Origin of the sequence: Shewanella sp. SG41-4 (genome assembly GCF_014164505.1) — a bacterium.
Taxonomy (GTDB): domain Bacteria; phylum Pseudomonadota; class Gammaproteobacteria; order Enterobacterales; family Shewanellaceae; genus Shewanella.
Map to the genome: position 1 here is coordinate 1 of NZ_JACJFI010000381.1, position 2,867 is coordinate 2,867.

Consider the following 2,867-nt stretch of genomic DNA (forward strand, 5'->3'; position numbering starts at 1 on the left):
CAAAAGTGGCTTCAAAAACAGGATCACCAAGGAACGCGCCGTCATTACCCGGCGCTTTTGAAAAAGATTGCCATAAAAATTCACGAAGTGAATTAGAACGTAAACCAAATTGACCTAATGTAGCTCTAGCAGCGCGTTTAGTCAGTTGATCAATAATAGACTCGAAGTATTCCATACTCTTTCCTAGGGTTAGACCTTGGTTAATCCAATAATCATTTTTTGTGTTAAAGCAAAACTGTCATCAAAATACTCAATATCAAAGCGACGATATTCACGCATGGCATGTATCACTTCAGGCGTTATTAATAACGCGGCTTGACCACAACTAGCTAAAGCCAGTAACACAGGGGCATTCATGACATTATTTTTAAATCCCCCCCCATCAACTAAACATGCCTGGAAAAATTGAGGATGGACTCTAGATATTACAAATTTAAAAATTTCATCCGCAAAAATAGTAGGCCATTCAGAATCAACATTACGTTGAGAGAGAGTCTTTCGGCTATTATCAAGATCACTTCTGTAGTCTGCTAAAGTTAAAGAAGGCTTTTGATTAACAGAGCCAATTTTAAAGAGCAATAAATTATAAAAAGGATCAAAGCCAGGGAAAAAAGATACCAGTTCTGACAATTTTTTCTGAACTCTATCTTGTGCAACATCTTCCATATCATCGCCCAAACGCTCAAGTAAATGTTGGTAAAATGCCATTAAAACTTTAATACTGGAGTCTAATTTCAATGTATACCAAAGCATTGGGAATTCACTCGCCAAGCTCCAAACTCGTTCCACTTCATTGTTATTTGATTTAAGTAATAGCGCTAGCATGAATTCAGATGACTTCGTGGCACCACGCCATAAATCAAATGTGGTAAATGGCACGTGTTCAAATTTCAATAACGTTCTAACATTCTCCCATTCAGGGCGAGCGTAATCAGTCGATAGTTCTTTGGCCACATCTGTAAATGCTTGTATGCGCTTGTAACGTTGTCCAATACTTGCAGCAAGCCCAAAACCATTACGAGCATCTGGCAATAATTGTAAATCTTTACTCCACATAAGTGGTCTTATGCCTAAATGTCGAGTCTCACAAAAAACTAACCAAGCACCGGCCTCAACCTCTGAATCAGGAAATATCCATCTACGCTCTGAACTCGATATTGATGATTCTGGTAGTAATTGAAGCGGCATTTGAGCGGGCTGGTCTAAAGGGATCATCAGTAAATCAACTGGAGAGAGACACTCTTCACCTATAAATTTTATACAACCGATTTCACGCTCTGGCACAAGAGCATAAATATAAGCCGATAACTTAAAGCTAAATAACTCACGACCAAAATTGATAATTGTTACATTCAAAGTTGCATCTAAATTGTCTGACAATGCAAAAAGTGCTTGGATATCTGCTCGAAACGTAGATAAAGATAAACCACTTGATAACGCTTCAATCGAAGAAAGTTCTTTACTAAAATAGGCACTACGACTAAAAGCACCTCGGATATCAGACGCATTTAAGGTAAAAATAATACGAATTTTGCCTTCAATACCGTAGCCATATAATTCATAATTATTCAGCTTATCAATCAACAAATTACTATTCTTTTTAACCAGCTGTTGCCTGTTATCAAGCAAACAAACACCATGACTCGGAAAAGGTAATGTAATTGATATCGCTTTCGCTTTTTCTTGCCACCATAAACACAGTGAAAATAAAGCGGGTGGTTGAGCTTGAGAACTAAACAACTCGACAGTAATTGAGTTTGAATCTTGATTAACTTGATAATGTAATGATTCATTATCTGATAAATCAACAGCGACCATAGGAGGCCGAGAAGATGAAATAATAACCTTACCGTAATTAAGCTTATCACCAGATACAAACTCAATCTTAAAATCTTGAGGTAAGCTAGCTAATTTAAAGCGCTTTTTTGATTTACCATTATCAAAATAGGCAACTACACTTTGACCTAATGGCAAAGTATCTATCGACAGCCACTGATCGCGGCTAACATCATGCCAACGGAGTTTTTCATTAGGAATGACCTGTAAACCTTGTGCTGATATTGCCGATAGCTTGGGTTTACCTAGATAACATTTACTTGGTACCGTTAGAAATGGAAGTTCTTCGCCTTGCCATACAAACTCATATTGGCCCTTATCTTCCTTTCCCAGAAACACTTCATAATCATTAAAGATGAAAGAACCTAACTGACTGATCTTCAATAAAGTCCGAGATGTATCGTGGTCGACTTCACCGAATGGTTCAGCATTTTCAATATAATAAGATGTGTCTTTATCAAAAAAATCATTCGAAGTCTTTATATTGGGTAAAGCAATGACAGCGGTCGTCGCTTCACTACTAAAGTTCCCCGCACCAGCAAGAATCCAATCGCCACCATTTTCGGTAAACACCCAAGGTTCATCACTATCTAGTGCACTGCCACCTAATAATGGAGCATACCAACTACTTTCTGTGTCATTACGGAGCATTAATTGGATTTCACAATCGAACCAATCTTCCGGTAAATCTGTGGTTAATACATCGAGCAAATAAAGCTCTGGGTTATTTTTAGGCTTGAATGCCTTAGCCAAGAGTATTGGTTTTTTACCTAAAGCGAATAAACTAAAGCGCTCAGGTAAAACTTGCATACTAAACAGTTGAGCAATGAACTGGGCATTAAGTTTAGAGCGTAGGGAAATTGATAGTTGATATGACCATTGATGTTTTAACGAGTTTGGTTCATTAGTCACATAAGCATGTTGGTCAAACTTTTTAACTAATTTTCTCACTAAACGAATGCTAGTAGGTAGACGACGCTGAGCAGCAATAGCCTGCCCTAATGCACTATCAAGTAAACCTTTAGCGATAG

The 2,867-nt window shown here is 37.8% G+C and carries 1 protein-coding gene; it reads right to left on the minus strand.

The genetic code is table 11. The features are described 5' to 3' along the window. Positions 1-189: 189 nt before the first annotated feature. The coding region (locus tag H5202_RS19925) for an STY4851/ECs_5259 family protein (RefSeq protein WP_182773596.1) at positions 190-2,867 on the minus strand (2,678 nt) is incomplete at its 5' end.